Source organism: Streptomyces sp. NPDC002499, from assembly GCF_053595415.1.
Genome location: NZ_JBSFXO010000007.1, coordinates 567,838 through 594,731 on the forward strand (window position 1 = coordinate 567,838; position 26,894 = coordinate 594,731).

General features: G+C 72.0%; 29 protein-coding genes. 11 read left to right on the forward strand and 18 right to left on the reverse strand.

Annotation, left to right across the window (positions count from 1 at the left end; all coding sequences use genetic code 11):
* Window positions 1–168 precede the first annotated feature (168 nt).
* Both ACWD5F_RS22610 and ACWD5F_RS22615 read left to right on the forward strand, forming a co-directional pair.
* Window positions 169–1,467, forward strand: a complete 1,299-nt coding sequence (locus tag ACWD5F_RS22610) for a hypothetical protein (RefSeq protein WP_451256681.1) — start codon at window positions 169–171, stop codon at window positions 1,465–1,467.
* 237 nt (window positions 1,468–1,704) lie between these two features.
* Entirely contained in the window at window positions 1,705–2,733 is a 1,029-nt protein-coding gene (locus tag ACWD5F_RS22615) for a phosphatase PAP2 family protein (RefSeq protein ID WP_401727487.1), read from the forward strand.
* Window positions 2,734–2,883: 150 nt separating this feature from the next.
* Here ACWD5F_RS22615 and ACWD5F_RS22620 read toward each other — a convergent pair whose 3' ends face one another.
* From ACWD5F_RS22620 to ACWD5F_RS22635, 4 genes are all read right to left on the reverse strand, one after another.
* Window positions 2,884–3,099 carry an I78 family peptidase inhibitor gene (locus ACWD5F_RS22620; RefSeq protein ID WP_124002505.1) on the reverse strand — a complete coding sequence of 72 codons (216 nt, stop codon included), beginning with the start codon at window positions 3,097–3,099 and terminating at the stop codon, window positions 2,884–2,886.
* 362 nt (window positions 3,100–3,461) lie between these two features.
* On the reverse strand, window positions 3,462–4,427 hold the full coding sequence (locus ACWD5F_RS22625) for a helix-turn-helix transcriptional regulator (RefSeq protein WP_451256684.1): 966 nt from the start codon (window positions 4,425–4,427) through the stop codon (window positions 3,462–3,464).
* 14 nt (window positions 4,428–4,441) lie between these two features.
* A complete protein-coding gene (locus ACWD5F_RS22630) occupies window positions 4,442–5,746 on the reverse strand; it encodes an ABC transporter substrate-binding protein (RefSeq protein WP_451256686.1) in 1,305 nt (434 codons plus the stop codon).
* Entirely contained in the window at window positions 5,715–6,260 is a 546-nt protein-coding gene (locus ACWD5F_RS22635) for a hypothetical protein (protein ID WP_451256688.1), read from the reverse strand. Before ACWD5F_RS22635 ends, ACWD5F_RS22630 begins: the two co-directional genes overlap by 32 nt.
* Before the next feature lie 123 nt (window positions 6,261–6,383).
* Here ACWD5F_RS22635 and ACWD5F_RS22640 point away from each other — a divergent pair, with 123 nt between their 5' ends.
* The 3 genes from ACWD5F_RS22640 to ACWD5F_RS22650 are packed head-to-tail and all read left to right on the forward strand — an operon-like array spanning window position 6,384 to window position 10,266.
* On the forward strand, window positions 6,384–6,860 hold the full coding sequence (locus tag ACWD5F_RS22640) for a hypothetical protein (protein ID WP_451256690.1): 477 nt from the start codon (window positions 6,384–6,386) through the stop codon (window positions 6,858–6,860).
* Window positions 6,860–9,553, forward strand: a complete 2,694-nt coding sequence (locus ACWD5F_RS22645) for an ABC transporter permease subunit (protein ID WP_451256692.1) — start codon at window positions 6,860–6,862, stop codon at window positions 9,551–9,553. Before ACWD5F_RS22640 ends, ACWD5F_RS22645 begins: the two co-directional genes overlap by 1 nt.
* The gene (locus ACWD5F_RS22650; protein ID WP_451256694.1) at window positions 9,550–10,266 is read left to right on the forward strand and encodes an ATP-binding cassette domain-containing protein; all 717 of its coding nucleotides are present in this window, start codon (window positions 9,550–9,552) and stop codon (window positions 10,264–10,266) included. The genes ACWD5F_RS22645 and ACWD5F_RS22650 overlap by 4 nt, the downstream gene beginning before the upstream one ends.
* 58 nt (window positions 10,267–10,324) lie before the next feature.
* On the opposite strand, the gene ACWD5F_RS22655 is transcribed toward ACWD5F_RS22650, so the two are convergent.
* Window positions 10,325–10,990, reverse strand: a complete 666-nt coding sequence (locus ACWD5F_RS22655; protein WP_451256696.1) for a LysM peptidoglycan-binding domain-containing protein — start codon at window positions 10,988–10,990, stop codon at window positions 10,325–10,327.
* A 509-nt stretch (window positions 10,991–11,499) separates the two neighbouring features.
* Here ACWD5F_RS22655 and ACWD5F_RS22660 point away from each other — a divergent pair.
* Window positions 11,500–12,282, forward strand: a complete 783-nt coding sequence (locus ACWD5F_RS22660; RefSeq protein WP_401727478.1) for a hypothetical protein — start codon at window positions 11,500–11,502, stop codon at window positions 12,280–12,282.
* A 66-nt stretch (window positions 12,283–12,348) separates the two neighbouring features.
* On the forward strand, window positions 12,349–12,744 hold the full coding sequence (locus tag ACWD5F_RS22665) for a hypothetical protein (RefSeq protein ID WP_451256698.1): 396 nt from the start codon (window positions 12,349–12,351) through the stop codon (window positions 12,742–12,744).
* 77 nt (window positions 12,745–12,821) lie between these two features.
* On the opposite strand, the gene der is transcribed toward ACWD5F_RS22665, so the two are convergent.
* From der to ACWD5F_RS22695, 6 genes are all read right to left on the reverse strand, one after another.
* Window positions 12,822–14,297, reverse strand: a complete 1,476-nt coding sequence (gene der / locus ACWD5F_RS22670; RefSeq protein WP_451256700.1) for a ribosome biogenesis GTPase Der — start codon at window positions 14,295–14,297, stop codon at window positions 12,822–12,824.
* Window positions 14,298–14,373: 76 nt separating this feature from the next.
* Window positions 14,374–14,961 carry a lysophospholipid acyltransferase family protein gene (locus ACWD5F_RS22675; protein WP_451256777.1) on the reverse strand — a complete coding sequence of 196 codons (588 nt, stop codon included), beginning with the start codon at window positions 14,959–14,961 and terminating at the stop codon, window positions 14,374–14,376.
* A 62-nt stretch (window positions 14,962–15,023) separates the two neighbouring features.
* On the reverse strand, window positions 15,024–15,719 hold the full coding sequence (gene cmk / locus ACWD5F_RS22680; RefSeq protein ID WP_451256702.1) for a (d)CMP kinase: 696 nt from the start codon (window positions 15,717–15,719) through the stop codon (window positions 15,024–15,026).
* Between the two features lie 124 nt (window positions 15,720–15,843).
* Window positions 15,844–16,929 (reverse strand): prephenate dehydrogenase, encoded by a 1,086-nt coding sequence (locus ACWD5F_RS22685; RefSeq protein WP_451256704.1) that lies wholly within the window; start codon window positions 16,927–16,929, stop codon window positions 15,844–15,846.
* Window positions 16,926–17,288 carry a chorismate mutase gene (aroH, locus tag ACWD5F_RS22690; RefSeq protein WP_124002491.1) on the reverse strand — a complete coding sequence of 121 codons (363 nt, stop codon included), beginning with the start codon at window positions 17,286–17,288 and terminating at the stop codon, window positions 16,926–16,928. The genes ACWD5F_RS22685 and aroH overlap by 4 nt, the downstream gene beginning before the upstream one ends.
* A 136-nt stretch (window positions 17,289–17,424) precedes the next feature.
* Window positions 17,425–17,856, reverse strand: coding sequence for a YidB family protein (locus ACWD5F_RS22695; RefSeq protein WP_451256706.1), 432 nt, complete (start codon window positions 17,854–17,856; stop codon window positions 17,425–17,427).
* A 169-nt stretch (window positions 17,857–18,025) separates the two neighbouring features.
* Between ACWD5F_RS22695 and ACWD5F_RS22700 the strand changes: the two genes are divergently transcribed.
* Genes ACWD5F_RS22700 through ACWD5F_RS22715 form a run of 4 tightly spaced genes read left to right on the forward strand, consistent with a single transcriptional unit; the run spans window position 18,026 to window position 20,535 of the window.
* A complete protein-coding gene (locus tag ACWD5F_RS22700; protein ID WP_451256707.1) occupies window positions 18,026–18,694 on the forward strand; it encodes a hypothetical protein in 669 nt (222 codons plus the stop codon).
* Between the two features lie 41 nt (window positions 18,695–18,735).
* Entirely contained in the window at window positions 18,736–19,317 is a 582-nt protein-coding gene (locus ACWD5F_RS22705; protein WP_401727469.1) for a DUF6529 family protein, read from the forward strand.
* On the forward strand, window positions 19,314–19,724 hold the full coding sequence (locus tag ACWD5F_RS22710; protein WP_451256709.1) for a Rieske (2Fe-2S) protein: 411 nt from the start codon (window positions 19,314–19,316) through the stop codon (window positions 19,722–19,724). Before ACWD5F_RS22705 ends, ACWD5F_RS22710 begins: the two co-directional genes overlap by 4 nt.
* Before the next feature lie 22 nt (window positions 19,725–19,746).
* On the forward strand, window positions 19,747–20,535 hold the full coding sequence (locus ACWD5F_RS22715; RefSeq protein WP_451256711.1) for a nucleotidyltransferase domain-containing protein: 789 nt from the start codon (window positions 19,747–19,749) through the stop codon (window positions 20,533–20,535).
* Here the strand turns inward: ACWD5F_RS22715 and ACWD5F_RS22720 are convergent.
* The 7 genes from ACWD5F_RS22720 to ACWD5F_RS22750 all read right to left on the reverse strand — a co-directional run bounded on the left by ACWD5F_RS22720 (window position 20,467) and on the right by ACWD5F_RS22750 (window position 26,893).
* Complete coding sequence (locus ACWD5F_RS22720) at window positions 20,467–21,216, reverse strand: nucleotidyltransferase domain-containing protein (protein WP_451256713.1); 750 nt, start codon at window positions 21,214–21,216, stop codon at window positions 20,467–20,469. The genes ACWD5F_RS22715 and ACWD5F_RS22720 overlap by 69 nt on opposite strands.
* 47 nt (window positions 21,217–21,263) lie before the next feature.
* Window positions 21,264–22,286 (reverse strand): ADP-ribosylglycohydrolase family protein, encoded by a 1,023-nt coding sequence (locus tag ACWD5F_RS22725; protein ID WP_451256715.1) that lies wholly within the window; start codon window positions 22,284–22,286, stop codon window positions 21,264–21,266.
* Window positions 22,283–23,017 carry an NUDIX hydrolase gene (locus ACWD5F_RS22730; protein ID WP_401727464.1) on the reverse strand — a complete coding sequence of 245 codons (735 nt, stop codon included), beginning with the start codon at window positions 23,015–23,017 and terminating at the stop codon, window positions 22,283–22,285. The genes ACWD5F_RS22725 and ACWD5F_RS22730 overlap by 4 nt, the downstream gene beginning before the upstream one ends.
* A gap of 172 nt (window positions 23,018–23,189) precedes the next feature.
* Entirely contained in the window at window positions 23,190–23,747 is a 558-nt protein-coding gene (locus ACWD5F_RS22735) for a TIGR03086 family metal-binding protein (RefSeq protein WP_401727463.1), read from the reverse strand.
* A gap of 247 nt (window positions 23,748–23,994) precedes the next feature.
* Window positions 23,995–25,155: a pseudouridine synthase gene (locus ACWD5F_RS22740; protein ID WP_451256717.1), complete on the reverse strand. Its 1,161-nt coding sequence runs from the start codon at window positions 25,153–25,155 to the stop codon at window positions 23,995–23,997.
* Window positions 25,155–25,811 carry an SMC-Scp complex subunit ScpB gene (scpB, locus tag ACWD5F_RS22745; protein ID WP_401727461.1) on the reverse strand — a complete coding sequence of 219 codons (657 nt, stop codon included), beginning with the start codon at window positions 25,809–25,811 and terminating at the stop codon, window positions 25,155–25,157. Before scpB ends, ACWD5F_RS22740 begins: the two co-directional genes overlap by 1 nt.
* Complete coding sequence (locus ACWD5F_RS22750; protein WP_451256719.1) at window positions 25,808–26,893, reverse strand: segregation and condensation protein A; 1,086 nt, start codon at window positions 26,891–26,893, stop codon at window positions 25,808–25,810. The genes scpB and ACWD5F_RS22750 overlap by 4 nt, the downstream gene beginning before the upstream one ends.
* Between the last annotated feature and the right edge of the window lies 1 nt (window position 26,894).

A 26,894-nucleotide genomic window follows, 5' to 3' on the forward strand; every position in this document is an offset into this window, starting at 1 on the left:
CCCGCGCAACGAAGGCGAGTGACACGTCAGCGTACGCGAGTTCGCGCCACGGTCACGTGGCGGACCTCTCAGACTTGGCACCTAACCCGTGTGGCGTACGCCACTCCCCCTCCTTTCGTCCACGCCGCGCCGGGCTCGCCGGTTCCGGGGCCGTCGATAATCGAGCCCGTGACCGATCTTGAGACGCGCACCGCGAGCGCCGGCCCCAGGGGCGCCCTGCGCCGCGCGGCCCCGGCCCTCCTCGGGTACGCGGCCGTACGCGCCCTGGGCCTGCTCGTGCTGGCCCTGTGGAGCGCCGCGCGCGGCAAGAGCGCGTACACGCTGCTGACGGCCCGCTGGGACGCGCTGTGGTACGTCCGGGTCGCCGAGGGGGGTTACGGCTACGAGGTGCGCCTGCCGAACGGCGACGTCCACTCGAACCTGGCCTTCTTCCCGCTGCTGCCCTGGCTGGAAAGGGCGGTCGCCGCGGTGTCCCCGCTGTCGTACGCGGATGCCGGCTTCGTCGTCGCGCTGCTCGCCTCGCTCGCCGCGGCCTGGGGGATCTTCGCGGTCACCGACCACGTGTACGGCCCTCGGGCCGGCGTGTGCGCGGTCCTGGTGTGGGCCGTACTGCCGGTCGGGATCGTGCAGTCGATGGCGTACAGCGAGTCGCTGTTCACCGCGCTGGCCGCCTGGTCGCTGTACGCGGTCCTGACCGGCCGCTGGCTCACCGCGGGCACGCTGGCGCTGCTGTCCGGCCTGACCCGCCCGGTGGGGCTCGCGGTGGTCGCGGCGGTGTGGACGGCGGGAGTCGTCTCCTTCATGTCCTCCACGTCCTCCACGCCCTTCATTTCCTCTATGTCACCTATGTCCTCCACGCGGGCACGGCACCCTTTCGGGCGGGAGCGAAGCACGTCCGCCGCGCAGGGCGCGGGAGAGGCAGCACGCGCCCTCTCACCCGGGGACAGCCGTACCCACCCCGGCGCACCGGCCTGGCGACGCGCCCTCGCCATGCTCCTCGCTCCCCTGGGCGCCGCCGGTTACGTCCTGTGGGTCGGCCACCGCACCGGCAACGGCCCCCTCGGCTATCTCGACGTCCAGGCGGGCTGGCGCAACGGATTCGACGGCGGATACGCCTTCGCCCGCTTCGTCGCCGACAAGTTCACCTCGGTCCCGGGAGCGCTCGCCGGCGTGGGGCTGATCGTCGGAGTCGCCCTTGTGGGGTGGCTGTACGTCACCTGTGTGCGGCAGCGTCAACCGCTCCCCCTGCTGGTGTACGCGGGTGTCGTCACCGTGCTCGCCCTGTGCGCGTCGAGCTACTTCGGCTCGAAACCGCGCCTGCTGATGCCCGCCTTCCCCCTGCTGCTGCCCCTCGCCCTGGCCCTGGCCCGGCTGCGAACGCGCAGGTCGGCGCTGGTACTGGGCGGCATCGCGGCGGCCTCGGCCGTGTACGGAGCGTTGTGGCTGAACGGCTCGGGACCACCGTGATCGGCCGCGACGGCCGGTGAGAGCCAGGCCAAATCAACACCATCTCCAGGTGAACGAATTCATAAGTCCCTTTTAACCGAACCCTGGAATGATCAAAGGAATTGAAGGAACCGGTCATCCAACATTGCGGATTCCTCGGAAATAAACCCGCCCTTGAGAGGAATCCCACATCACATCGTCATCACAAAGCCGCTGATTCGCCCGGGAACTGAGCTCACTCGCTGTAACGTCGATTGGGTGCGTACCGAACGAACCCTCACCCGTCTGGACCGGGTGTTCGCCAGGCTCGACCGAGAGCCGGAACGCCCGGCCCACATCGATGTGCCGAAGATGAGCAGGCACAGGGTCGCCCTCCTCACCGGCACCCTGGCCTTCTATCTGGCGATCGTGTGGGCCGTGGTGACCACCTCGTGGCTGGTCCGCCTCGACTGGCAGGTCATGTTCTTCCGCCCGTACCAGCAGTGGCAGGGCATCCACTGGTTCGTCGACTACTACGTGGTGCTCGGCCAGCGCGGCCCGACCGCCGTGATGGTCGCGGCCTGGCTGGGCTGGCGCTCCTGGCGGCAGCACACACTGCGCCCCATGCTCACCCTGGGCGCCTCGCTGCTGCTGCTGAACATCACCGTCGGCGCCGCCAAACTCGGCATGGGCCGCCTCGGGCCGCACTACGCGACCACGATCGGCTCGAACGAGATGGGTCTGGGCGGCGATATATTTCCGAGCGGTCACACCGCGAACGCCGTGGTCACCTGGGGAATCCTGGCCTATCTGGCCTCCAGCCCGAGGACCCGCCGCTGGCTGTCGGCCGTCTCCGCGGTCACCTCGCTCGGCGTCGGCATGGCCACCGTCTACCTCGGTACGCACTGGCTGAGCGACGTCCTTCTCGGCTGGGCCGCCGGTCTGCTGGTCCTGCTCGCCCTGCCCTGGTGCGAGCCGCTGATCACCCGCGCCGAGACCGCGATCTTCGACCTGCGCGACCGCTGGCGTGCCCGCGCTCCCGCCGGGGTACCCGCGCCGGCCCTCCCTGTGGGGGCACCCGTGCTGGTCAAGCCGCACTCGACGGCATCGGACGAGGCCGCGGCGCACGAGCCGGCCTCGGTCTCCCGCGCCGCCCGGGCGCCCGTCTATCTGGCCCCGGGCCCGCACACCACGCGCGCGGAGCGCACACCGGTCACCCCGATCGGCAGCCGCCGCCCACCGCACGCGGACCGGGTGCCGCGCGGCACGCCGACCCCGACTTCGGCCCGCCCGGCGACGGGCGGCTGACCGGCAACCGGTCGACGACACGACCGGCGACACGGACGGCGGGGTCGGTACGCACCACCACCCCCGCACGGCGAAGGCCCCGGTTCCTGTCCAGGAACCGGGGCCTTCGCCGTGTCCGTATATCCGTGCGCCTGTCGGCCCTTGTGCCCGTCAGCCCTTCCAGGCGCGGGCCACGCTGCCGTTCCTGACCTCGAAGTTCAGCCGGCCCACGCGGTACTCCATGGTGATGATCGCTCCCGGTGGCAGCGAGCGCACCGTGGACCACCCCCGCTCGCGCGCACGCCGTTCGGCGTCCGTCGCGGCGAGGCCGACGTATCCGTCCGGACTGTCCTGGGGCTCCGCTGGAGGAGTCGGAATCGGTGCCATGCCGCCACGCTAGGCCCTGCCGGGCGGGCAGGGAAGCCGAGGCCGCGGCCACGGGTCCCGTATCCGCCTCCGGTCACGCTTCTGTCACAGGATCACGACACGCGTTTCGTCCGAACTCCGCCACTCGGACGAGCGGTTCGGTACGCCTTCCGCCGGTAATCGAACGTAATTCCCGAGGGCCGTGAGGGCTCTTCTTATAGTCCGTCGGAAAGCGCCGCGAGAACTCCTCGCGACCGCCCCGCGGACACCGTCCGGAGCCGATTCCCGGTCGATTCCACGCGGTCCGGCAGGAGCTGACGGCGCATAGGAAATACACGGCTCCAGCACACAATCCCCGCACCGCCGCACGGTGTCCGACCGGCTCAGGACCGGGCCAGCGAGCGGGTCAGCCGGTCACGCGCCGTCCTGATCGCCTCGGTGAGCTCGACCGGCTCCAGCACCTCGAACTCGAAGCCCGTCAGCATCACGTGAATGACCATCACGTCCAGGCTCGCGGCCCCGGTACGCAGGATGCAGGCGTCGGGCCCGTCCGCCTCCAACTGCCCGGACGAGGGCGAGATGCGCTCGGCCGCCTCCGTCAGCGGCACCAGCAACCGGACGACGGCGTGCGTGGCGTACGCGCGCGTGGAGACGCCTTTCGACACGTACGCGGCGAGGTCCTCGGCGGGCGGGGTGCGCGGGGCGAAGCGCGGGCCGTGGGGCGGCTTCGGGGTGATGCGGTCGACGCGGAACGTACGCCAGTCCGCGCGGTCGAGATCCCAGGCGACCAGGTACCAGCGGTGCTCGGTGCACACCAGGCGGTGCGGTTCGACGGTGCGGCGGGTGGGGGCGCCGTCATGGCTGCGGTACTCGAAGCGCAGGCGTTCGGAGTCCCGGCAGAGGTGGGCGATCTCCGTCAGGACGGCCGGGTCCACGGCGGAGGGCCGGGGGCCGCGGAGCATCGGCACGGTGAACGCGTTCAGGGCGCCGACGCGGCGGCGCAGCCGGGTCGGCAGGACCTGTTCCAGCTTGGCGAGCGCCCGTACGGACGTCTCGCCGATGCCCTCGATGCCCTGCCCGGCGGCCGTGCGCAGGCCGACGGCGACCGCGACCGCCTCGTCGTCGTCCAGGAGCAGCGGCGGCAACTCGGCGCCCGCGCCCAGCTGGTAGCCGCCGCCGGTGCCCGGGCTGGCGTTGACGGGGTAGCCCAGCTCACGCAGCCGGTCCACGTCCCGGCGCACGGTGCGCGGGGTGACACCGAGCCGGTCGGCCAGGTCGGCGCCGGACCACTCGCGGTGGGCCTGGAGGAGCGAGAGGAGGCGCAGGAGTCGTGCCGAGGTCTCCAACATGGTCGAAGTCTCTATCAAGGGCTGTACGGCAGTTGCGGCACCTCGAAACAAGTGCTGTTCATGTCCCCCTGCGCCACCCAGCCCTCGCCGTCCTGCCAACGGGCCACCGACAGACACGTCCTGCGCGTCCTGGGCGGTTCGGCGAGCCGCTCGAAGGAGACGGGAACCAACAGACCGTCGGCGGTGTAGTTCTCGCTCCGGTTCATGAAGCCGTCGACGCACGCGCGCGTGACGCCGTCCTTGGTCTTCGCGCACGACGTCGCCGCGTCCGTGAACCACATCCCGGCCGCCCAGCCCTCCACCTGCCACTGGGAGTGCGTCTTCAGCCCCTTGGTGGCGTCCCGGAACTCCCGCACCGCGGCGTTCCCGGTGTCCTCGAAGTCACGGCTGGACCCGGTCGCCCACAGCGCGTTGCGGCAGCGCGGCGCGTCCTTGTAGTCGTCGTCGACCGTGGACGTCCAGTTCTGCACGTTGGTGACCTTGGCGATGACCTGCGCGCCGACCGCGTCCATGGCCTCGCACAGCTGGGCGTTGCCGTGCGTGTCGATGGCGTCGAAGACCAGGTCGGCGCCCTGCTGCTTCAGATCGGCCGCGGCGGCGCGGAAGTTGGGCAGCGCGAAGTCGACCTGCTCGGTGACGACCTTGTAGCCCTCGGCCCGCAGCCCCTGCTCGACCAGGCGCGCGTAGGAGGCGGACGCGGCCTGGTTGTACGACACGACGGCGGCCGTGCGGGCGCCCTTCTCGCGCTTGAAGTACCGGTAGACCTCGGTGCCGCCGTACAGCTTCCCGCCCCAGCCCGGGGTGCCGTTCCGGGGCGCGAGGCTGCCGTAGATGCCGTAGAGGTGCGGCCAGGTGTCGTAGGCGGCGCCGATGGGCTGGCCGCCGATGTCGGGCACGCGCGCGTGGGAGACGCGGGAGGCACCGGCGTAGTCCAGCGCGGTGGTGGCGACCAGGGCGACCACCTTGTCCTCGTCGATCAGCCGGTGCACGCAGGTGTTGTTGCCGACCCCGCTGCCGCCGTCGTCGCACTCCCGCACCTCGACGGGGCGGCCGTCGATGCCCCCGCGCGCGTTGAGGCGGTCGAACCAGGCCTTGGCGCCGTCGCGCGGGCCGGTGAAGGTGTCGCCGCCGACCGGGCTGGTGGCGCTGGTGATGATGCCGACCCGGATCGGCGCGGTGTCGGTGCGCGCGGGCCCGGGCGTACGCGTGCCGGACCCGAAGTCGCTCTCCGGCAGCCGGCTGCCGCACGCCGTGCCCAGCAGGAGCAGCGCCGCGGCAGCCGCCGCCTCAGCAGCCCGCCGCGGGCGACTGCGAGGCATCGCCGCTCAACGCCACCAGCGCGCACAGCGTGTTGACGGACACCTTCCAGGTGCCGTCCTGCTCGACCGAGGTCCCGGAGGCCTTCGGCAGGGCGGTGGCGCCGTTGAGGGTCAGGTTGTACGTCACGGTCGCCTCGTCCGCCTTGGTGAACTCGACCGTGGTGACCTCCGCCTGCACCTGTCCGCCGCGTTCGTCGCCGTTGAAGGCCCGCAGGACCGGTCCCATCTCGTCGCCGTTCTCCAGGACGGCCTGTTTGTCCTTGGTGGAGAACTTCGGGTCGAAGAACTTCTCCCAGTTGGCTTTGACCTCCGCTGTGGCCGCCGCCGGATCCGCGGGGGCCGTCGCCGGTGCGCTCGTGGTCCGCTCCACGGACGGAGTGGGCGGTGCGCTGCCGCTCCCGCCGCCGCTGTCGTCGCTGCACGCCGCCAGAACCGGAGCGAGCGCCAGGACCAGGCCGACCGCACCCGCCCTCCAACGACCGTTCCCCCGCCTGAGGTCGCTCCCGAGAACCATCTGGCTCACCACCGGGTGTCGGTCCGGGCAAGGCGCGCCCGGTGCTTTCAGGGTCAGCTGACAGAAGGCATAGTGCAAGCCATTGGCTGACATGGACAGACTCATGACGTGTGGGAGCCAGAAATGCGGACAGCCCGACTGCGGAGTGTGCATCCCGTCCTGTGGGCCGGCTGGGCCGCGCTCGCCGCGGGCACGGTGCTGTGCGTGATCGGCTGGTACGGCATCTCCGGCGAGCGCTACGCCGAGCGGCAGCTGCCCTATCTCGCCTCCTGCACGATCCCCGGCGCGGCCCTGCTCGTGGCCGCCGCGGTGCTGCTCACCCACGGCCGCACGACGGCCGCCGCCGCGCGCGTGGACGAGCTCTACGGCCTCCTGGTCGCCGCCGGTCCCGCCGACGCCGACGAGTCCGGGCCGGTGGTCACCGCGCCGCTCGCGGTCAGCGGGGATCTGCTGATGGTGCCGGGCGGCACGCTCTTCCACCGCGCGGACTGTCCGCTGGTGGCCGGGAAGGCGGAGGCGGTCCCGGTGGACGCCAAGCTCCTGGCGAGCGGCGAGCTGGGGCCCTGCCCCATCTGCGAGCCCGCCGAAGAGACCGACTGATGTCGTCACTGACGTACGACCTCACGCTCGCCGGACTCTCGGTCGGCAGCGCCGCCGCGCTCACCGGGATCGGCCTGATCGTGACGTACCGCGCGACCGGGGTGCTCAACTTCGCGCACGGGGCGATCGCCATGGTGTGCGCGTACGTGCTGCGGCAGTGCGTGGTCGAGTGGGGCTGGCCGCTGTGGTGGGGCGCGACGGTGACGCTGGTGGTGCTGGCGCCGGCGCTCGGGGTGGTGCTGGAACGGTTCGTCTTCCGCCCGTTGGCGATCCTGGGCGGCGACCCCGCGCAGACGCTGGTCGCGTCGATCGGGGTCTTCGTGCTGCTGGTCGGCGGGGCGGCGCTGGTGTGGGGCCAGGGTGCGCGGGACGACGCGCCGGAGCTGGTCCCGGCGGACCCGTGGGGGCAGTTGGCCGTCGTCGTGGTGCTGGCCGCCGGAGTCGGTACGGTCATCCGCTGGACGCGCTTCGGGCGGGAGCTGCGGGCCGTGGTGGACGACCGGCGGCTCGCGGTGCTCGGCGGGATCGACGCGGACCGGGTGGCCGCGGCGGGCTGGGCGTTCGGGGCGTTCACGGCGGGCCTGACGGGCGTCCTGCTGGCGCCGTACGTCCGCCTCGACCCGTACGGACTGCCGCTGCTCGTGATGGAGGTCGTGGCGGTGGCGGTGGCCGCGCGGATGCGGAGCCTGGCGGTCGCCGTCGTGGTGGCCCTCGGGATCGGCGTGGCGCAGAGCCAGTTGACGCGGCTGCATCCCTCCGGCTGGAGCGAGCAGCTGCTCCAGGCGGTCGGCGCGAACCTCTTCGTCGTCGCCCTGCTGGTGGCGGCCCTGGTGCTGCCCCGCATCGGCACCCGCGACGCCCTCCCCCGCACGGCCACCGCGCGCGTGTCCACGCCGCCGGGCGCGTGGATCGTGGCGGCGGTGCTCTTCCTCCTCCCGCTCGGCTTCGCGGGCTCGGACCTGCATACGTCCGTCCAGGTGCCGGCGCTGGGCGTGGTGCTGCTGTCCCTGGTGGTCGTCACCGGCCGCGGCGGCCAACTCTCCCTGGGGCAGGCGGCGTACGCGGGCCTGGGCGCCCTGTTCACGGCCCTGCTGGCGGCCGGCCGCTTCCCCGGCCTGCCCCGTCTGCCCGAACTGGCCGCGCTCGCCCTGGCGGTCGTCCTGGTCGCCCCACTGGGCCTGCTGACCGGCTGGCCCGCGATCAGCCGCCAGGGCCTCGCGCTGGCGCTCGCGACGTTCGCGGTGGGCGTCGGCGTGAGCCGGTTCGTGTTCGCGCAGCCGTACGCCACGTCCGGACTCTCCCTGGACCGCCCGGCGGGCTTCGACGGGGACCGCGCGTACTACGTCCTGGAGTTGGCCCTGCTGGCGGCCGCCCTGCTGGCCACGCACGCGTTGCGCAGGGGCCGTACCGGCCTGGCCCTCGCGGCCATGCGGGACCACGAGTCGGGCGCGTCGGCGGCGGGCGTCCGCGTCCCGTCCCTCAAACTCCTCGCGTTCGTCTCCGGCGCCGCCCTGGCCGCGCTCGGCGGCGGCATGCTCGGCATGGGCCTGCGCGCCTTCGACCCCGGCGCCTACGACCCCGTACGCGGCCTGCTCTGGTTCGCCGCGGTCGTGGTCCTGGGCGCGGACAGCACCCTGGGCCCCCTCGCCGCGGCGGCTCTCCTGGTCGGCCTGGACGCGGGCGCCCGGGGTGGCGTGGCGGCGGCCCTGATCGGCGTACTGGCGGTCCTGGTCGGCCGCTTCCCCGGGGGACCGTACGAGGCCCTGCGGACGGCCGCGGGGCGCCTGCGGCCGCATCGGGAGGCGACGCTGACCGCGATGGGAGTGCGGGTACGGGCGAGGGTGCGGTCGGTGGAGCCGCGGGCGGACGACTCGCGCACCCCGGCCCCCGGCACCGCCGCCTCGGCCACGCTCACGACCCCCGACTCCCGGATCGCGCCCACCCTGCCCACCGCGTCCATCTCGACTCCCGCCGTCTCCACGCGCTCCCCCGTCCTCTCCGCCCGCGCCCTGTACGCCCGTTACGGCGGCTTCACCGCGCTCGACGGTGTCGATCTCGATGTGCGGCCCGGTCAGGTCACCGCGGTGGTCGGGCCCAACGGGGCCGGGAAGAGCACCCTGTTCCACTGTCTGGCCGGGACCTTGCGGCCCGCGCGCGGGGAAGTGCGTTTCGGGGGACGGGACATCACGCGGCTCGCGGCGCACGCCCGGACCCGGCTCGGTATCGCGCGGACGTTCCAACAACTGGCCGTCTTCCCGTCGTTGACCGTCGCCGAGAACGTCCGTGTGGGCGCCGAGCAGGGTCGCCTCGCCGATCCGGACGCCGTGGAGCGGGCCCTGCGCCTGTTCGGGCTCGACGGGCCGGTACGGGCCCTTCCCGCCGCCGGACTGCCCACCGGCACCCTGCGCCGCGTCGAACTGGCCCGGGCCCTCGCCGGCAGCCCGCGCGTGCTGCTGCTGGACGAGCCGGCCGCCGGCCTCGACGACGCCGAAGTCGCCGCCATGGCCCGGGTGCTGAAGGCACTGGCCGCCGACGGCACCGCCCTCCTCGTGGTCGAGCACGACCTCGATCTCGTCGCCGACCTGGCCGACGTCGTCCACGTGATGGCGGCAGGACGCATCGTCGCCTCGGGCCCCGCCGACCACGTCCTGGAGACACTCGGCACGCCCGGCACCCGTGAGGCCGGCGTATGACCGGCTCCCGCGCGGCCGCCACCGCCGTCTCGCTGCGCCACGTGCGCGTGCGCTACGGCCCCCTGGAGGCCCTGCACGGCATCACCCTCGCCGCGCCCGGCCCCGGCCTCACCGTCCTGCTGGGCCGCAACGGCTCCGGCCGTACGACCGTGCTGCGCGCGCTGGCCGGGACCGTGCCGTTGTCCGGCGGGGCGGTGGTGTGGGACGGCGTCGACGTGACGCGGCTGCCGGCGTTCGAGCGGGCCCGCCGCGGGCTGTGTCTGGTCCCGGAGCGGCAGGCCGTGTTCGGTTCGCTCACCGTGGGCGAGAACCTGGAGCTGGCGGCGAGCGACCACGCCCCCGCCCTCGACGCCTATCCGCAGCTGCGCCCTCTGCTCCGGCGCCGTGCCGGCACGCTCTCGGGCGGTGAGCAGCGCATGCTCGCCCTCTCCCGCGCCCTGCTGGCACGCGCACGCGTGGTGCTCGTCGACGAACCCGCGCAGGGCATGTCACCGACGGTCGCGGCCCGCACGTACGACCTGCTGGCCGCGCTGGACGCGTGCGTGGTCGTCGCCGAACAGCGGCTGCCGCCCGGGCTCCAGGACCGTGCGACCGTCTTCGTGCACGAACTGCGGCGCGGCACGGTCGTGTTCAGCGGCGAGGCGGGCGAACTGGAGCGACGGGCGAGGGGTCCTGCCCGGTCGGCCGACCGGGCAGGACCCCCTGATACCTGACACCTGAGATACCTGACACCTGATACGAGACGCGCGATCTGAGACCGGGTCGGATCGTTCAGAAGGTGAGGCGCTGGCCGGGCACGATCAGATCGGGATCGGCCCCGATGACGGCCTTGTTGGTCGCGTACAGCCGCTGCCAGGTGGTGCCGTGCCGGGCGGCGATCTTGCTCAGCGTGTCGCCCTGGCGGACGGTGTAGTCACCGCGCGAGGTGCCGCGGGCGGGGTGGCTCGACGGACGGGCCGGCTTCTTCGACGGCTTCGCCGCGGTGGACTCGGTGGTGGAGCCGGAGTTGGACCTGGGTGTCGACTTCGGCGTCGACTTGGTGGCTGGTGAACCCGCGGCGGGTGCGGCGCCGTACGCTCCGGCCCGGGTCGAGCAGGTCGGCCAGGCGCCCCAGCCCTGGGCGCGCTGGACCTTGGTGGCGACGGCGATCTGCTGCTCCCTGGAGGCCTTGTCGGCGGTCGGCGCGTACGCCGTGCCGCCGTACGCGCGCCAGGTGCCGGCGGAGAACTGGAGCCCGCCGTAGTAGCTGTTGCCGGTGTTGATGTGCCAGTTGCCGCCGCTCTCGCACTGGGCGATGCGGTCCCACACTCCCCCGTCCGCCGCCACGGCGTTGCCGGTCGCCGCGAGCAGTCCGAGCGGGGCGAGCAGAGCCGCTCCGGTGAGGACCGCCGTCGTGCGCTTGCGGGTCGGACGGTTGGTATCAACACATTCGGACATGTGAATCCCTCTCCACAAACCCGAGGTCCCCCAAGGCGGGACGCATGCCGTGCACTGGGGCGCGGTTAGCGCGTTCCACCCCGTCCGCCTCGGGGCTGGTGCTGGATTCTGCTGGCTTGGTGCGGTCGGCGGACGTACCCGAGCGGTGCTCTGTGCACACGGCCGAGGAATCTAGGGAGCCGGGCCGGTTGGTATCAACCAACTCCTTGTCATTCCAGGCCAGTTCGCCGTTACCGCGGGTATCGGCTATTTTCGGACACCCACTTCATTCGCCGATTTCATGATTTGTCGACCAGTGACCCGGACGTCCTGTGACCCAGTTCACCCAACCAACTTCCTTTGATTTCCAAGGAATTGACGATGAGTGCCCGATTCCGCACGTGCGGTGACCCTCCGCGCTGGATGGGTCGATTCCGTTCGCTCTGGGGCGTGACTCCCGCCACAGATCCTCCGTTGTCTTCTTCATGAGCCCGGGACCCACCGGGCACCACATCCTGAGGGAGCCACCCGTGCCGCGCATGCTCGACGTCAGCGACGAGGTACGCGCCGAGATCGGCGACGAAGAAGCCGACCGGCTGCTCGCCGGAGAGAACGCCCCCGGCAGCTACGACTGCACGTCCTGCCGCACCCCGGGCGACTCCGAACAGGAGCGCACCAGCACCGTCCTGTTCCTCGGCGACGAGACCGCCGTCCTCGCCTTCGCCCACTCCACCTGTCTGCCCTCGCAGGTCGTCCAGGTCACCGAGGAGCAGCTCCGCGGCGCCGTGAAGTCCATCTCCGGGGACACGGTGGACCTGGAGCCGGAGAAGATCGTGCCCGAGCAGGCCGTGCTCGGCATCACCAGCGGACTCGTCCTGATCGCCGGGGAGTTGCACCCCGCCCTGGTCGTCGAGCCGACCGCGCCCATCGCGCGCCCCGGCACGACCGGTTCCGGCGACGACTTCCTGCCGCTCCTCATCGAGCAGGGCTTCATGCCGCTCACGGAGCTGACCGAGGTGCCGCCGGTGCTGCACGGCTGGTCGGTACTGCTCGCCGTGGGCCAACTGCACGCGGTGCTCCAGCCCAACGCCAACGGCGGGCAGCCGGTCGCCTGGTGGCAGGCGCACCAGCCGCTGCAGGTGACGGAGAGCTGGCGGGCCGCCGCGAACAAGCACCAGCAGGTACTGATGTTCGCCGCGCCGGTCGGCTCGATCGGCCGCCAGCCCCGGGAGGACCTGCTGCGGGACGCGATCGACAAGGCCGCGGCGAACGGCAAGCTGGTCGCGGTGGCCATGCCGCTCGCGGGAACGTGAGGTCCCGCCCCTAAAAGGCCGACCGCGCAACCGCATCCCTGACCAGTCGGTGTCGTTTGGACATACGTGTACGCATACGACGTTCCACGCCGCCAGTCCTATCAGCCGATCCCGTCCGCGCGGTCGGCCCAGGACTACCTGAGCGGCCCATCGGCCACGCCGATCTACGACGCGCTCTATGCCGAGTACGTCAAGTCCTTCCGCACGCTGCCGGGCGACCGCAGCGGCGAGGAGGAGCTGGGCTTCACCGCCTTCGGGAACATCCCGCACAGTACGGGTGCGTACGGCGGCACGGGTACGTACGGCGGGCACCGGCCGGGGTCGTTCAGCAGCTCCTACAGCGCCTACAGCGCGGGGGCCTACAGCGCCCGGCAGCAGTCGCAGTGGCAGCGCGTGGGGCAGGTCGGGCAGCAGGGCACGCGGATGCACCACGTGCCCGCGGCGCTGCCACCGGGTCACTGAGTTCGGTGGCAACGGGAAAGGGCGACCCCGATCGGGGTCGCCCTTTCCCGTTGCCGTGAGCCTGCCCGGCCGTGGGGCTACTTCTTCTTGCCGCGCTTCTCGCGCACCCGCACCGAGATGTGGATCGGCGTGCCGTCGAAGCCGAACTCCTCGCGCAGACGGCGCTCGATGAAGCGCCGGTAGCCCGCCTCGATGAAGCCGGAGGCGAAGAACACGAACCGCGGGGGCTTGGTGCCGGCCTGGGTGCCGAAGAGGATGCGGGGCTGCTTGCCGCCGCGGACCGGGTGCGGGTGGGCGGCGACCAGCTCACCGAGGAAGGCGTTCAGCCGGCCCGTCGGGACGCGGGTCTCCCAGCCGGCCAGCGCGGCCTCGATGCCCGGGACCAGCTTCTCCATGTGCCGGCCGGTGCGCGCCGAGACGTTCACCCGGGGCGCCCAGGCGACCTGGCCGAGCTCGGTCTCGATCTCGCGCTCCAGGTAGTAGCGCCGCTCCTCGTCGAGGGTGTCCCACTTGTTGAAGGCCAGGACGATCGCGCGCCCCGAGTCCACGGCCATGGTGACGATCCGCTGGTCCTGGATCGAGATGGACTCGGAGGCGTCGATCAGGATGACCGCGACCTCGGCCTTCTCGACGGCGGCCGCGGTGCGCAGCGATGCGTAGTAGTCGGCGCCCTGCTGGAGGTGGACGCGCTTGCGGATGCCCGCGGTGTCCACGAACTTCCAGGTGATACCGCCGAGTTCGATCAGCTCGTCCACCGGGTCGCGGGTGGTGCCCGCGATCTCGTTGACGACGACGCGCTCCTCGCCCGCCACCTTGTTCAGCAGCGAGGACTTGCCGACGTTCGGGCGACCGATCAGGGCGATCCGGCGGGGACCGCCGACGGCGACACCGAAGGTCTGCTCGGGTGCCTCCGGCAGCGCCTCCAGGACGGCGTCCAGCATGTCGCCGGTGCCGCGCCCGTGCAGCGCGGAGACGGGGTGCGGCTCGCCGAGGCCCAGGGACCACAGGTAGGCCGCGTCGGACTCGCCGCTGAGGCCGTCGACCTTGTTGGCGGCCAGCACGACGGGCTTGCCGGCCTTGCGCAGCAGTCGTACGACCGCCTCGTCGGTGTCGGTCGCGCCGACCTTGGCGTCGACGACGAACACGACGGCGTCGGCGGCCTCGATCGCGTACTCGGCCTGCGCGGCCACGGACGCGTCGATGCCGAGGACGTCCTGCTCCCAGCCGCCGGTGTCGACGACCTTGAAGCGGCGCCCCGACCACTCGGCCTCGTACGTCACCCGGTCGCGGGTGACACCGGGCTTGTCCTCCACGACGGCCTCGCGGCGGCCGATGATGCGGTTGACGAGCGTCGACTTGCCGACGTTCGGGCGGCCGACGACGGCGAGGACCGGGAGCGGGCCGTGTCCGGCCGCCTCGATCGCGCCCTCGACGTCCTCCGGGTCGAAGCCCTCGACGGCGGCGAGCTCCATGAACTCCGCGTACTCGGCGTCGCCGAGGGCTCCGTGCTCGTGCTCCTCGCCCGGGCCGTCGGAGGGGATGTGGTCGTTCATGAAGTCCGTACCTCGTTCATCGTGGTGATCGGTGGACCGACCGGTTTCGCCGGTTTGATCCACTACTCAGTGTCGCCTAGCGGCCGGTCAGCCGCCTGGCGTTTTCCAGGTGCGCGGTGAGCTGCTTCTGGATGCGCTCGGTCGCCTCGTCCAGCGCCCGGCGTGTACGTCGTCCGCTGCCGTCGCCCGCCTCGAAGGGGTCGCCGAAGACGACGTCGATACGGCTGCGCAGCGGAGGCAGCCCCTTTATCAACCGTCCGGACCGCTCCGAACTTCCCAGCACCGCGATGGGCACGATCGGGGCGTCGCCGCGCACCGCGAAGTAGGCGAGCCCGGCACGCAGGGAGGCGAAGTCGCCCTCGCCCCGGCTGCCCTCCGGGAAGATGCCGAGCACCCCGCCGGCCGCCAGGACGTCCAGCGCCCGGGTGATCGCGGTGCGGTCGGCGGTCGTACGGTCCACCTTGAGCTGCCCGATGCCCGTCAGGAACGGGTCGAGCGGGCCGATGAACGCCTCCTGCTTGATCAGGAAGTGCGTCGGCCGGGGTGCCACGCCCATGACCATCGGGCCGTCGATGTTGTGCGAGTGGTTGACGGCGAAGATCACCGGGCCGGTCGCGGGCACCTTCCAGGAACCGAGCACGCGCGGCTTGAACAGCCCGTACATCAGGCCGACGCCGATGCGCCGGCCGACCTCGGCTCCCCGCTCGGAGGCGGCTGCGGGCCTGGTCACTTTCCGGCCCGCTTCTCCTCGACGAGGGTGACGACACACTCGATGACCTGCGCCAGCGTGAGCTCGGTGGTGTCCACCTCGACCGCGTCGTCCGCCTTGGCGAGCGGCGAGGTCTTCCGGCTGGAGTCGGCCGCGTCCCGCTTGATCAGGGCCTCACGGGTGGCGTTGACGTCGGCGCCCTTGAGCTCGCCGCTGCGCCGGGCGGCGCGGGCCTCCGGGGAGGCGGTGAGGAAGACCTTCACGTCGGCGTCGGGCAGCACGGTCGTCCCGATGTCCCGGCCCTCGACGACGATGCCCCGCTCCGCGCCCGCCGCCACGGCCCGCTGCAGCTCGGTGATCCTGGCCCGCACCTCGGGCACCGCGCTGACCGCGCTGACCTTGGAAGAGACCTCCTGGGTGCGGATCGGCCCGGCCACGTCGACGCCGTCGACCGCGATCGTCGGCTCCGCCGGGTCGGTGCCCGAGACGATCTCGGGCTTGCCGGTCACGGCGGCGACCGCCGTCGGGTCGTCGATGTCGATCCCGTTGGTCACCATCCACCAGGTGATCGCCCGGTACTGGGCGCCGGTGTCCAGGTAGCTCAGGCCGAGCTGCGCGGCGACGGCCTTCGACGTGCTCGACTTGCCCGTGCCGGCGGGGCCGTCGATGGCGACAATCACGGCCTGGGCGGTCGGGGCGGCGCCGTTTTCCACAGGGGGACACCTTCCTGGTGCGGTGCGGTGAGTGGTGTGCGGAGCACGAAAGTGCCCCGCACAAGGTTACTGGCTTCCCGGGTCCCCTCTTACAGGCGGCCGATCGGCCTCTCCGCGCGCGTGATCACTGGCGGATCGCCCAGCCCCGCTCGCGCAGCGACGCCGTGAGGACCGGCGCCGCCTGCGGCTCCACCATCAGCTGCACCAGACCCGCCTGCTGCCCGGTGGCGTGCTCGATGCGTACGTCCTCGATGTTGACCCCGGCCCGTCCGGCGTCCGCGAAGATGCGGGCGAGCTGACCGGGCTGGTCGTCGATGAGGACGGCCACGACCTCGTAGGACCGCGGCGCCGTCCCGTGCTTGCCGGGGACCCGGACCTGACCCGCGTTGCCGCGCCGCAGGACGTCCTGGATACCGGAGGTGCCCTCGACGCGCTTGGCCTCGTCGGCGGACTGCAGGGCGCGCAGGGCCTGCACCGTCTCCTCCAGGTCGCCGGCCACGTCGGTGAGCAGGTCGGCGACAGGGCCGGGGTTCGCGGAGAGGATGTCGATCCACATCGCGGGGTCGGAGGCGGCGATCCGCGTCACGTCCCGGATGCCCTGCCCGCACAGCCGTACGGCCGCCTCCTCGGCGTTCTCCAGCCGCGCGGCGACCATGCTGGACACCAGGTGGGGCATGTGGGAGACGAGCGCGACGGCGCGGTCGTGGGCGTCGGCGTCCATGACGACCGGTACGGCACGGCAGTGCGAGACCAGTTCCAGCGCGAGGTTCAGCACCTCGGTGTCGGTGTCCCGGGTCGGGGTCAGCACCCAGGGGCGGCCCTCGAAGAGATCGCCGGTCGCGGCCAGCGGGCCGGACTTCTCCCGGCCGGACATGGGATGCGTGCCGATGTACGCCGAGAGGTCCAGGCCCAGCGCCTCCAGCTCGCGGCGCGGGCCGCCCTTGACGCTGGCGACGTCGATGTAGCCGCGGGCCACGCCCCGGCGCATGACGTCGGCCAGCACGGTGGCGACATGGGCCGGCGGGGCGGCGACGATCGCGAGGTCGACGGGACCCTCAGGTGCCTGGTCGGTGCCGGCGCCCAGCGCGGCGGCCGTGCGGGCCTGCTCGGGGTCGTGGTCGGCGAGGTGGACGACGACACCCCGCTGGGACAGCGCGAGCGCGGCGGACGTACCGATGAGGCCGGTGCCGATGACGAGTGCGGTTCTCACTGGGCGATGTCCTTGCGCAGGGCGGCCGCGGCGCCGAGGTAGACGTGCGCGATGTCGGCACGGGCCCGGTCGGACTCGATGTGCGCCAGGATCCGGACCACGCGGGGCATGGCGCCCTGGATGTCGAGTTCCTGGGCGCAGATCAGCGGTACGTCGGTGATGCCGAGCTTGCGGGCGGCGGCGGCCGGGAAGTCGCTGTGCAGGTCGGGCGTGGCCGTGAACCAGATGCTTATCAGGTCCTCGGCACTCAGGCCGTTGCGCTCCAGGACGGCGGTGAGCAGGGCGCCGACCTGCTCGTCCATGTGCCCGGCCTCGTCCCGCTCCAGTTGGACGGCGCCCCGGACCGCTCGTACCGCCACGGCTCAGCTCCTTGCTAACGGCTCGACTCTTCCCTCGTCCAGCGTAGTCAGCCCCACCGACACCGGTGCGCGGCGCCCGCCCGCTGAGACGGGCTCGGGGCCCGCACGCCGAGACGAGCGCCACGCCCTCACCGCGTCACAGCCGCTGCTGCTTCACCAGGTCCTCCAGGGAGGCGGGCACCTGCCCGTTCGGGGTCAGCTTGTCGACGGCCGTGGGCAGCACCTGGGCCAGCTGGTCGGCGGCCTGGTCCGGGGTGACGCCGGACTGGCGGGCGACCTGGTCGAGGGTCTCGTCGGGCAGCGCCTGCTGGATCTGGGCGCCGGTCACGGACTCGTTGGTGCCGGTGCCGACCCAGGAGTCCTTCTGCTGGGCGAGCCCGGACTTCGTGAGCATGTCCAGGAGACCGCCCAGTGGGTTGGAGCCGCTGCCGGCGCCCTGGGCGCCGCCGAGGGCCGACAGGAGCGCCCCGAGGATGCCCGCGCCGGAGCCGGCGGAGCCGCCGCCGCCCTGGCCGCCGCCGAGGAGACCGCCCAGCAGACCGCCGAGATCGTTACCCGCCATGATCACGCCTTTCGCGAGGGGCCGGGCGCTGTTCGGGACCGGCCTCGAACTCTGCTCAATGTCACCGAATTGACCCAATTTCGCTACTTGGCGAGAGACGCCCCCGTGCGCCTCTTTACGCCGGGGCCGCCGGTCCGCTCTGATGGCAGGAAACTCGCCTCGGGGGAGGGCTTCGATGAAACGTCCAGGACCGCTGCTGACCATGCTCGCGGGACTCCTGCTCGCTGTGTTCATGCTGTCGCTCAACGCGACGACGGGGACGAAGAACGTCTCGTCCACGAAGAAGGAGACGCCCGCCGCCTCGGCGTCGCCGTCGTCGTCACCCAGCAAGCCCGCGCAGTCGCCGAGCCCCTCGCCGACCCGGACCCGGGTGCCCGTGCCGAACGCCGACTACGCCGGCCGTACCGACGACGACTCGTCCGCCGTCGCCGTGGCGGTGCACGACGGCAAGGCGGTCGCGTACTTCTGCGACGGCCGCACCAAGGAGTCGTGGCTGAAGGGCGACGTCAAGGACGACGGGAGCATGCGGCTGACCGGGAAGAACGGCGACTCCCTGACCGGCACGCTCAAGGAGGGCAAGCGGATCCGCGGCACGGTCGACGTCGGCGGCGGGCACTACGCCTTCACCGCGGACAAGGCCAAGAAGCCGGGCGGCCTGTACCGGGCGACCGCCACGGTGCGCGGCGCCAAGGTCGACGGCGGCTGGATCGTCCTGCCGGGCGGCCGCCAGGTCGGCATCGTCACGCGCGACGAGGACCCCTCGGCCGCGCCCGCCATCGACCCGGAGACGGGCGCGGTGACGGTCGACGGACAGCAGCTCACGGCACTCCCCGTCATCCCCTGACACCCCGTCCGCGACACCATCGTCCGCCCAGGGAGCCGACCATGACCGTCGACCCGAACGCCGCCACGCAGTTTTTCCAGCCGGAACCGCCCCGCCGTGCCTCCGGCGCCGCCCGCTATCTGATCCCCGCCCTGGTCGCCGCCGCCGTGGCGGTCGGCCTCGGGGCGTACGGCAAGGTCCACGACCCGGCCGGGACCGCCTTCAACCTCGCCGGGTTCAGCAGCACCGCCGCGGTGAAGTCGTGGCTGGCGACGACCGCGTTCTTCTTCGCGCTCGTCCAGCTGGTCTCCGCGTTCATGGTGTACGGCAAGCTGCCGGGCCCCAGCTGGTCGGCGACCCTGCACCGCTGGTCGGGCCGGATCGCGTTCCTCGTGGCGGTCCCGGTCGCCGTGCACTGCCTGTACGCGCTCGGCTATCAGACGTACGAACCGCGTGTTCTGTGGCACTCCGTCCTGGGTTGCTTCTTCTTCGGTGCGTTCAGTGCCAAGATGCTGCTGCTTCGCTCGGAGCGGCTGCCCGGCTGGCTGCTGCCGCTCGTCGGCGGCCTTGTCTTCACCGCGCTGACCGTCCTCTGGCTGACGTCCGCCCTCTGGTTCTTCCGCACTTTCGGAGTGACGACATGACCCACCGCTCGACGCGCCGCACGGTCCTCCTCGCGACGGGCGCCTCGGCGCTCGCCGTGGGGTGCAGCAAGTACGGCGACGAAGGTGACTCCGGCTCCTCCGACGTGAAGGCCTCCAGCGGTCAGGAGCTGGCGAAGACGACCGACATCCCGGTCGGCGGCGGCAAGATCTTCAAGGACGAGAAGGTCGTGGTCACCCAGCCCGCGAAGGACGAGTTCAAGGCCTTCTCGGCGATCTGCACGCACCAGGGCTGCACGGTGACCAAGGTCGCCGACGGCACCATCGACTGCCCCTGCCACGGCAGCAAGTTCAAGATCGCGGACGGTTCGGTGGCAGGGGGTCCGGCGCCGTCGCCGCTGCCCGCGGAGCAGATCAAGGTGGAGGGAAATTCGATCACCCTGGCGTGACGGTCCCCGTACTGTCCCGTCCATGACCAGCACGTCACCCGACCTGCCACCCGGCCAGTCCCCCGCCCCCGCCCCGTCCCCCGAGGCCCTGGTCCGCGACCACACCGTCTACGCGTGCGTGATGGGGTCGCGGGCCTTCGGTCTGGCGACGGAGGGCAGCGACACCGACCGCCGGGGCGTCTTCCTCGCCCCCACCCCCCTGTTCTGGCGCTTCGAGAAGCCGCCGACCCATGTCGAGGGCCCGGCGCCCGAGCAGTTCAGCTGGGAGCTGGAGCGCTTCTGCGAGCTGGCCCTGCGCGCGAACCCGAACATCCTGGAGTGCCTGCACTCCCCGCTCGTCGAGTACGTCGACGACACGGGCCGTGAACTCCTCGCCCTGCGCGAGGCGTTCCTCTCCCGCCAGGTCCACGGGACGTTCACGCGCTACGCGCTCGGCCAGCGCAAGAAGCTGGAGGGCGACATCCGTACGCACGGCGCCCCGCGCTGGAAGCACGCGATGCACCTCCTGCGCCTCCTGGCGAGCGCCCGCGACCTGCTGCGCACGGGCGCCCTCACGCTCGACGTGGGCGACGGACGCGAGCCCTTGCTCGCGGTCAAGCGCGGCGAGGTCCCCTGGCCCGAGGTCGAGGCGCGGATGAACCACCTGGCGGCCGAGGCCGACGAGGCCCTGCGCGGCAGCCCGCTCCCCGAGGAGCCGGACCGGGCCCGCGTCGAGGCCTTCCTGGTCCGCGTGCGCCGCGCCTCAGCCCGCCAGCCGGACCCGTACGACGAAGTCGTGCAGGGCGTCGTGGGCGACGGGCGCGTCGGGTAGCGCCGACGCCTCCTGGGCCTCGTCGAGCACGCCGTGCAGCCGCTCCACGTCGGCCCGCACGCGCGCGTGGTCGACGTCGGCGTCCCCGTGCTCCCGCTCCGCCTTCGTCGCGATCAGCTCCGGCAGATAGGCGGGCGCGTCCACCTCGCCGAGCAGCGTGGGCAGATGGGCCTGCACCTCGCCGCTGCGCATGAGGTGCACGCCGGTCAGCAGGGCGCGGAAGGTGTAGAGCAGCGGCTTGAGTTCGCCGGTCTTCTCGAACAGCCGCCACTGGGTCACCGCGAACCCCCGGTAGTGGTGGGCGTGATGGCCGGTGAGGACGTCGGGGGCGAGCGCGACCAGTTCGCGGTGCGCGTCGGTGGTGTGCACGACGAGGGGCGAGAGCAGCTGCTCCAGCACATAGCCGTTGCGCCGCAGCATCAGCCGTACGAACTTGCGCAGGTCGTGGGTGACCAGGTCCATCTCGACGCCGTCCCGGTCCCACATCCGGGAGCGGGTCTCCTCGGGCTCGCGCAGGCCCACCAGCGCGGCGGTGGGCAGCAGGTGGACGCCTCGCAGGTCCACGTCGGAGTCGCGGGACGGGAAGCCGTAGAGATGGGCGCCGGAGACGGTCGCGAACAGCACGGGGTCGGGCTGTTCGGCGACCACCGGTCTGAGGTCGATGTCCAGGGTGTCGATCATGTCTCAAGAATCCCAGAGGGCCGGATCAAGAATCCCAGAGGGCCGGGTCAGGAGTCCCAGAGGGCCCCGAGGGTCATCAGGTCGCTCTGGTACTCGATGCGGTCGGCCCACTCGTTCGGCCAGGCCTCGCTGCCGCGGTGCGCGCCCGCGAAGGCTCCGGCCAGGCAGGCGATCGAGTCGGAGTCGCCGGAGCTGTAGGCGGCCCGCCGGATGGCCGTGACCGGCTCGTCGGGGAAGCCGAGGAAGCACAACAGGCCGGTCGCCAGGGCCTCTTCGGCGATCCAGCCCGCCCCGGTGGCCAGACACGGGTCGGCCTCCGGATCGAAGGTGCGCACGGCGTCCTCGAGCCGGTCGAGGATCGCCAGGCACTCGCGCCAGCCGCGGGCGATGAACTCCTCGGGCCCGGCATCCTGGCTGCGCGTCCACAGGTCGCCGAGCCAGGACTGGTGGTAGTGGCCGCGGTTTTCCTCGGCGTACGACCGCAGGTGCTCCAGGAGTGCGGCCGGCTCGGTGCCCTGCGCGAGCAGGTGCACGGCACGGCCGGTGAGGTCCGAGGCGGCGAGCGCCGTGGGGTGGCCGTGGGTGAGAGCGGCCTGCAACTGGGCGGCGCCCGCGCGCTGTTCGTCGCTCAGTCCGGGGGCGAGCCCGACGGGCGCCACGCGCATGTTGGCACCGCAGCCCTTGGAGCCCAGCTGGCTGGCGTCCTGCCAGGGCAGGTCGGGGTTCTCCAGCAACTCGCAGGCCCGCAGGCAGGTGTTGCCCGGGGCGCGGTTGTTGTCCGGGGACCGGTTCCAGGCGATGAACTCCTGCCGCACGGTGACGGCCATGTCCTCGGGGCCCAGCGCCCCGCGGTCCATGGCGGTACGCATTCCCCGGGCCACCGCCAGGGTCATCTGCGTGTCGTCGGAGACGATCGCGGGCTTGATCAGCGGCAGCTGCCGCCAGGGCCCGAACTTGGCGAGGATCGAGGGGATGTCGTTGAACTCGGTCGGGAATCCGAGGGCGTCCCCGAGGGCGAGGCCGATCAGAGCCCCTGTGGCTGCGCGTTTGTCGACGATGGTGCTGGTCATGCGGAACGTCCTTCCGGGTTCGGCCGGAGCAGAGGCGGCTGGAGGGTGGTCGCGGTGCCCGCGCGGTACAGCGCGGCCGGCTTGCCACGCCCGCCGGTCAGGCGCGCGGCACCCGGCACCGGTTCGACGAAGCCGGGCGTGGCGAGCACCTTGCGGCGGAAGTTGGGCCGGTCGAGGGCGGTGCCCCACACCGTCTCGTAGACGTGCCGGAGCTCGCCGAGGGTGAACTCGGCCGGACAGAAGGCGGTGGCCAGGCAGGTGAACTCCAGCTGCGTGCCGACGTGTTCGTGGGCGTCGGCCAGAATCCGGTCGTGATCGAAGGCGAGCGGCCAGGACTTGTCGTACGCCAGCCAGTCGGCCCGTGCCGCGTCGCTGCCCGCTTTCGGCTCAGGCGCGTCGGGCAGCAGTGCGGTGAAGGCGACGGACACCACCCGCATACGGGGGTCGCGGTCGGGCTCGCTGTAGGTCCGCAGCTGCTCCAGGTGCAGCCCGGTGACGTCGGCGAGCCCGGTCTCCTCGGCGAGTTCGCGCCGCGCGGCCGTCTCGGCCGACTCGCTCGGCTCCACGAAGCCGCCGGGCAGCGCCCAGTGACCGGCGTAGGGCTCCTGGCCGCGCTCGACGAGCAGGACGTGCAGGGCGCCGGAGCGGATGGTGAGGACGGCGAGGTCGACGGTGACGGCGAAAGGCTCGTGGGCGTACTTGTCGTAGCCGTGCGGCTGCTTGTGGCCCATCCACCCCGCCCCTTAATGGTCAGTACGACTATAAAGAGCGCGAGCGTTCTTCCACAAGCCCTCGGTCACCGCCCTGTGTCACAACTCCCGGGCGCCGAAGGCCTCCTGAGCCGCGGCTGTGCGAACGCCGTCACCGCCCCTCTACCCCCGCGCCCCGGACCGACACCCGCCCTCATCCCGTACGGACCTCGCGCCGCCCGAGGAACGCCAGCAGCCGGACGTCGAGCCCCGCCCGGGCCGGCACGGCGACCGGCGCGCCGAACCGCGCTCCCCGGTCCTCCCGCGCGACCACGGACCGCGCCACGGGCAGCAGTTCGGCCGCCAGCGGGACCGGGATGGGCCGTGGCCGCCCGCAGGCCTGCGCCACGTCCCAGCCGTGCACGGCGATCTCCACGGCGCCCACGGCCCCCATAACCCGTACGTCCAGCGGCCGTTCGCCCACCAGGACCGACTCCCCCGACGGCCCCGCCGCCCACGCGCCCAGCACCGCGCACGCACGCGTACGGAACGCGCACGCCGGATCCGCCCCCGGCGCTCCGGGAAACAGCCCGATCCGCCCGCCGGTGAGCCCCTCGTGCAGCGCCTCGAGCGCGTCGTCGAGATGTCCGAGCAGCTCGCCCAGGTCCCACTCCCCGCACGGCGTACCTCGCCCCAGGCTCCCGGGCGCGACCCCCGCCACGCTTCCCAGCGCGTAGGCGAGCGAACGCTCCAGCAGCTCCCCGGAGTTCACGACAGCCCCTCGGGGCACCCGGGACGCCCGAAGGCCCCCGCGTCGGCCACAGCGGCCCCTGGGAGCCTCTCAGGCTCCGTCTTCGTGTCCATACCCGCTCCTCGTCTCGGCCGTCAGCCATACAGACCGCCGACAGGGCGAAAACACATCGGCCGGCCCCGGAGAAAATCCGGGACCGGCCGAAAGAGGAACCGAGGTCGTTCCAAGGGATCCGAAGAACTGAGGGATCCGAGGAACCGAGGTCGTTCTAGAGATCGACTTCCTGCATCAGCATCCCGACCTCCGTGTTGGACAGCCGCCGCAGCCAGCCCGACTTCTGGTCGCCCAGCGTGATCGGCCCGAAGGACGTGCGCACCAGCCGCTCGACCGGGAACCCTGCCTCCGCGAGCATGCGGCGCACGATGTGCTTGCGGCCCTCGTGCAGGGTGACCTCGACCAGGTAGTTCTTGCCGGTCTGCTCGACCACCCGGAAGTGGTCCGCACGCGCGTACCCGTCCTCCAGCTGGATGCCGTCCTTGAGCTGCTTGCCCAGGTCGCGCGGGATCGGGCCCACGATGGCGGCGAGGTAGGTCTTCTTCACGCCGTACTTGGGGTGGGTCAGCCGGTGCGCCAGCTCGCCGTGGTTGGTGAGCAGGATCACGCCCTCGGTCTCGGTGTCGAGCCGCCCCACGTGGAAGAGCCGGGTCTCGCGGTTGGTGACGTAGTCGCCGAGGGACTGGCGCCCCTCGGGGTCCTCCATGGTGGAGACGACACCGGCCGGCTTGTTCAGCGAGAAGAACTGGTACGACTGCGTGGCGACGGTCAGCCCGTCGACCTTGACCTCGTCGTGCTCCGGGTCGACCCGCTTGCCCTGCTCGACGACGATCTCGCCGTTGACCTCGACACGGGACTGCTCGATCAGCTCCTCGCAGGCGCGCCGGGAGCCGTAGCCCGCGCGGGCGAGGATCTTCTGCAGCCGCTCGCCCTCCTGCTCGGCGCCCGGGAAGGTCTTGGGCGGCTTCACGTCCTTCTTGCCCGCGTACCGCTCCCGGTTGCGCTCCTCGGCCCGCGCGTCGTACTCACGCGAGGTCGCGGGCACCGAGCGCCCGCGTCCGGTGCCCTGGCCCTGCTTGGGGCCGCCCTTGGCACCTCCGCGCGCGGAGGCACCGCGCCCGGACTTCGGACCCTCGTGGGAAGCCCCGGGCCCTACGTCGTAGCGGCGCTCCTCGGGACGCGGCTTGCCGGGACGCTTCGGCTTGTCGTCGCGCCCGCCCGCGCCCCTGGGCTGGGAGCCGCCCCCACCGGAACCCCGGGAGCCGCCACCGCCGCCGGAACCGCGGGGATTGCCGCCCCCACCGGTCCCGCGGGGGTTGCCACGCCCGCCGCTCCTGCCACTACCGCCGCCACTGCCACTGCCACTGCTTCGCATCAAAGTTCCGTCGTCGTCGTGTCGTCTGCATCTGCATCCGGTGCATCCGGATCGAACGACGGGACCCCTTCCAGCGTCTCCGCCTCGATCGCCTCGGCCTCAGGGAGGAAGGGCGCGAGCTCCGGGAGCTCGTCCAGGCCGCGCAGGCCCATCCGCTCCAGAAAGTAGTTCGTCGTCGTGTACAGGATCGCACCTGTTTCGGGTTCCGTGCCCGCCTCCTCGACCAGACCCCGCTGGAGGAGGGTGCGCATCACACCGTCGCAGTTGACTCCGCGGACCGCCGAGACCCTGCTGCGGCTGACCGGCTGGCGGTACGCGACGACCGCGAGGGTCTCCAGGGCCGCCTGGGTGAGCCGGGCCTGCTGCCCGTCCAGGACGAAGCCCTCGACGGCCTGAGCGAACTCGGGCCGGGAGTAGAACCGCCATCCGCCGGCGATCAGCCGCAGCTCGAAACCGCGCCCCTGCACGGTGTACTCGTCGGCCAGCTCCCGCAGGGCGTCACGGATCCGCCGCTTGGGCCGCTGAAGTATCTTCGCGAGGTGCTCCTCGGTCGCGGGTTCGTCCACGACCATGAGGACGGCCTCCAGGGCGGGCTTGAGATCGAGGTCGGCGACAGTGCGCGGGGCCGCCGCCGGATCGATGGTCTCCTCACTCACGCCTTCTCCTCCTTGGCGGGCTCGTCCTTGGGCACCTCGGGCGGCCGGTCGAACTCGTCGGTGACCACGGGCTCGCTCCCGCCCTCCCCACCGGTCCACCGCACGATCAGGTCCCCGAGCGCGATCTCCTGATCGAGCGCGACGGCCTTCTCCCGGTACAGCTCAAGGAGGGCCAGGAACCTGGCTACGACGGTCAGGGTGTCGTCGGTGTCCTCGACGAGCGTGCGGAAGCTGGCCTCGCCGAGTTCCCGCAGCCGTGCGACCACGATCCCGGCCTGCTCCTGCACGCTGACCAGCGGCGCGTGGATGTGATCGACGTACACCTGCGGCTTGGGCCTGGGCTGCATCGCCTTCACGGCGAGTTTCGCGAACCCCTCGGGCCCGATGCTGATGACCACCTCGGGCAGCAGCTCGGCATGGTGCGGTTCGAGCCCGACGGTACGGGGATAGCGGCGCGCTTCCTCGTCGAGCCGCCGGTTGAAGATGTCGGCGATCTGCTTGTACGCGCGGTACTGGAGCAGCCGCGCGAAGAGCAGGTCCCGGGCCTCCAGCAGCGCCAGATCGGCCTCGTCCTCGACCTCGGCGGAGGGCAACAGCCGCGCGGCCTTGAGGTCCAGCAGCGTGGCGGCGACGACCAGGAACTCGGTCGTCTGGTCGAGGTCCCAGTCCGGTCCCATGCCCCTGATGTGCGCCATGAACTCGTCGGTGACCTTGGACAGCGCCACTTCGGTGACGTCCATCTTGTGCTTCGAGATCAGCTGGAGCAGCAGATCGAAGGGCCCCTCGAAGTTGGCCAACCGAACCTTGAAGACGCCGTCATCGGCTTCGGCGACGTCCTCGGAGGGTTCGGTGACGTCCTCGGAGGATTCGGTGACGTCCTCGGAGGATTCGGGGACGTCCTCGGAGGGTTCGGGGACGATCTCCGGCGGTTCGGGAGCCGATTGTTCGATCTCGGGTTCGCCGCCACCGCTGTGCTCAGCCGGCTCCGCCGGAGGCTCGACCTCGGATCCGGGGCCCCGCCCGAGCACACGCCGACGACCGCCGGAGGCAGCGGCGGTCGCGGGAACGTCGTTCGAGGTCATC